Genomic DNA, 3184 nt, shown 5'->3' on the forward strand with positions numbered 1-3184 from the left:
GTAATTGGCCTTGCCCAAGCTGATGCCCATGGCAGCCGCGAGCTCGCGCTGCGTAATTTCCGGACGCTCCGCGAGGAGCTTGAGCAATTGGTACCGGGTGACGTCGTCTAGCACAGGTCTGTTCAGGCAGTGAACTTTTCGGGATCGTAGCGGCGATCCCATTGTATTGTCAATGCAATAGTTGGTACGGCGGTCGGTGCTTGCTGTGGAGCAGGCGACGGGGAAATCGCCCTCGTCGGCGAGCGCAGTTTCAGTACGCCCCTTCCCGCCGAAAGACCACGCGCACCGTCCGTAACAGAATGACTATGTCATACCAGAGGGTCCAGTTGCGCACATACCAAGCGTCGAGGTTGCTGCGGTCGGCAAAGCTCGTTTCGGAGCGGCCGCTCACTTGCCATAGTCCGGTAATACCCGGATTGACCTGGGTGTACAGGGCGATGTTGTCGCCGTAGCGGTCGAGCTCTCGTGCCAAGAGGGGCCTCGGCCCTACGAGGCTCATCTCGCCGCGCAACACGTTGAAGAGTTGCGGTAGTTCATCGAGGCTGCTGCGGCGTAGAAAGCGGCCGATGCGGGTAATGCGCGGATCGTCGCGCAGCTTGAAGTTGCGATGATATTCTTCGGCAATGGCCGGATTTTCCGCCAAGTAGCGCTGCAAGCGCGCCTCGGCGTCGGGCACCATACTGCGGAACTTGAGGCAGCCAAAAGGTTTACCTTGGCGCCCCACCCGCTCTTGCCGAAAGAGCACCGGCCCGCCGTCTTCGGCACGGATACGCCAGGCAATCCCGAGCAGCAGTGGGCTGAGCAGCACCGTCAAAAGCCCCGCAGCCACGAGGTCGAAGACGCGTTTGACCAGGCGCGGGCCGGGGCGGGCCAGATTGTCGCGTACCCGCAGCATGAAGACTTCGTGGCTGAAAAAATGCATCACCTCCAGCCCGTAGAGCGGCAGTCCGCGCAAGGCCGGGGCAATGGCTAGGTTGGGATAGTACAGCCCGAGTAGGCGCAAGAGATCCTCTTGGGTTTGCCAGTGGGCATTGTCGAGGGCGAGCACCACCTGCGGATTGCCAAGACCGCGCAGGGTAGCCAGGGGGTCTGATCCCAGGGCCATGACCGTTGCGGTCGACCCGGCTACTGGCGGGGAATTGTCGGAGAGTGAGAGGAGCCAACGTACCTCGTAACCCAATAGGGTGTCGCTCTGGATGGCGCGCATGGCCTCGAGGGCGTTGGCGCCGGTGCCGATGATGGCGACGGGGCGGTTCCACAGCCCCAAGCGTTGAAAGACATGCCGCAGTAGTAGGCGCCCGGCCGGTAGTAGCAGCAACGCCAATAGCCAGGCCGAAAAGAGCCAAAGACGGGATAGGGGCCATTTGCCACTGAAGGCGATGGCGGCATTGAGGCCGAGGAGTACGGTAAAAACGGCAATAATATCGCCCACTTCGTCCCAGAAGACCTTGCGCCGGGCGTAATGGCCTTTGAGAAGAAAAGCTAGGACTCCGAGGCTCGCAAGGAACAAAAAGAGCAGAATGTTGACCTCGGCGAGGCTGCCCCACCAGTCGGCCAGCACGCGCACCGGGTTTTCGCCGTAGTAGAAGGCATGGGAAAGGCGGCTGAAGTAGACCGCGAGAGCGAAGGCAAGCAGATCCCCTAAGGCCAAAGACCAAGGGATCCAGCGCGCCGGTTGGCGGCTAGCGGTCAATTTCCACCCCTGGCGCCTGCGCCCGTCTGCACCGCTATAAACCCGCGCACCCGCAGATCTTGGAGCAGGTTATGCGCTGCCTGGACCAAGGTCGGTACTTGCGCATGGGCCTCTTGCAGGGCCTTGGCGAGTTCGTGGGCATCTTCGATGTAGTCGTGGATAATTTGATTGCGTAGGCGTCGCAGGGCAAGCCAGTTGTTGGCGGAGTCGATGAGACCCAATCGCTCGGCGCGATCGAGATTGTCGATAGCCGTACCTGGGGTTTCGCCCACGGCTTGCCGCCAAAGGGGCAGTAATTTGTCGCCGACACTATCTTGTAGACGGCCAAAGCGGGCCGCGAAAGCATCTACGGTCTCGGCCAGCTGGGGGTTTTGCTCCAACGAGCGCAAGCGCTCGGCATCGAGGGCTTCAGCGAAAAGGCGTTGATCAGTGAGTTGCAGATGCTGCATTTCCCGATGGATGACGCGGGCAAGAAACTCCAGGCGCTGGCGCAGGGGTTCGGACAAGGTCACAGGCGCACCCCAGTGCGGCGTGCGGTTTCGTGGATGGGTTGGACGAGAAGATTGGGCGCGCGCAGCAAAACGTCCACCTTGCGGCCGTCGAAGCGGCGCTCGAGTTGGGCGGCAAAGAGTGCTTTCTTCCAGACGGAGTCTTCTACCGGCTCGGGGCTTTCGACCAAGAGATCCACGTCGCCGCCCCGCAGATTGTCGTCGACGCGCGAGCCAAAGAGCCAGACCTGCGCCTCGGGGCCAAAGATCTCTGCCGTCACTTCGCGAATGGACTGTACCTGTTCCGGGCTAAGGCGCAAGGTAATCTTTCCCTCCAGATTCCTGAGCACGGAGAATAGCACGAGACGGCAGGCATGCAGGAGTGATTGCGATAGCTACTATGGTAGCCTAGACTCGAAACTGACGGTTGGGTAGCGGTTCTTCGCGTTGAGTTGCGCTGTTCGCAGCGCGATTCTGGCGAGTGGGCGGCAAGCGCAAAGTTGGGGAAAAGCCCATGGAAAAGACGGAAACGAAGCTTGAGCGGGTGCTCAGGAAAAATGCCGAACGACGTCGCGCTGTGGCATTACTTCGCGCCAAGATGGTCATTGATCGGTTTCGGAGCATGGGTATTGAGGCAGAGATTATTGGCTCGCTAGCGAGCAATGGATTCCATGTCAAATCGGACGTTGATTTTCTTGTCAAGAAACTGGCGGATCCCACACAAAGATACGCCATAGAAAGTATGGTGGAAGACGTTCTGAAAGACATTCCGTTTGACGTAGTTTATGCCGATGAGTTGCGCTGGCATGGCTAGTAGACATCCTCTATTTTTACTTCTAGATCGGGAGTTGGTTGATCTTGTGGTAGAGTCCAATTACCTGCTCTGTGCCCGTAGTGCGTTGGCGGAAAACCTCTCGCAGGTCCACCCACAGCTGGATCAAATCGTGTACATTGCTATGGCTTCTACAATCGAAAAACTGTATGGCGGAATGGAAAAGTGCTT

6 protein-coding genes are annotated in these 3184 nt (G+C 59.1%); 2 read left to right on the top strand and 4 right to left on the bottom strand.

What is annotated here, in order from left to right; all coding sequences use genetic code 11:
* The 4 genes from RTI30_RS13460 to RTI30_RS13475 form a co-directional block, all read right to left on the bottom strand.
* Positions 1-162, bottom strand: a 162-nt coding sequence (locus RTI30_RS13460) for a winged helix-turn-helix transcriptional regulator (RefSeq protein ID WP_312284037.1), incomplete at its 3' end; no start/stop codon positions are given.
* A gap of 88 nt (positions 163-250) precedes the next feature.
* Positions 251-1693, bottom strand: coding sequence for an undecaprenyl-phosphate galactose phosphotransferase WbaP (gene wbaP, locus RTI30_RS13465; protein WP_312284035.1), 1443 nt, complete (start codon positions 1691-1693; stop codon positions 251-253).
* Positions 1690-2205 (bottom strand): hypothetical protein, encoded by a 516-nt coding sequence (locus RTI30_RS13470; RefSeq protein ID WP_312263477.1) that lies wholly within the window; start codon positions 2203-2205, stop codon positions 1690-1692. Before RTI30_RS13470 ends, wbaP begins: the two co-directional genes overlap by 4 nt.
* Positions 2202-2531: a nucleotidyltransferase domain-containing protein gene (locus tag RTI30_RS13475; RefSeq protein ID WP_312284036.1), complete on the bottom strand. Its 330-nt coding sequence runs from the start codon at positions 2529-2531 to the stop codon at positions 2202-2204. The genes RTI30_RS13470 and RTI30_RS13475 overlap by 4 nt, the downstream gene beginning before the upstream one ends.
* 164 nt (positions 2532-2695) lie before the next feature.
* Between RTI30_RS13475 and RTI30_RS13480 the strand changes: the two genes are divergently transcribed.
* Together RTI30_RS13480 and RTI30_RS13485 are read left to right on the top strand one after the other, a co-directional pair.
* Positions 2696-2995: a hypothetical protein gene (locus RTI30_RS13480; RefSeq protein ID WP_312263475.1), complete on the top strand. Its 300-nt coding sequence runs from the start codon at positions 2696-2698 to the stop codon at positions 2993-2995.
* Positions 2988-3184: hypothetical protein (locus RTI30_RS13485; protein WP_312263474.1), on the top strand; the 197-nt coding region annotated here is incomplete at its 3' end. The genes RTI30_RS13480 and RTI30_RS13485, both read left to right, overlap by 8 nt.

Origin of the sequence: Candidatus Igneacidithiobacillus taiwanensis (assembly GCF_031962545.1) — a bacterium.
Classification (GTDB): Bacteria; Pseudomonadota; Gammaproteobacteria; order Acidithiobacillales; family Acidithiobacillaceae; genus Igneacidithiobacillus; species Igneacidithiobacillus taiwanensis.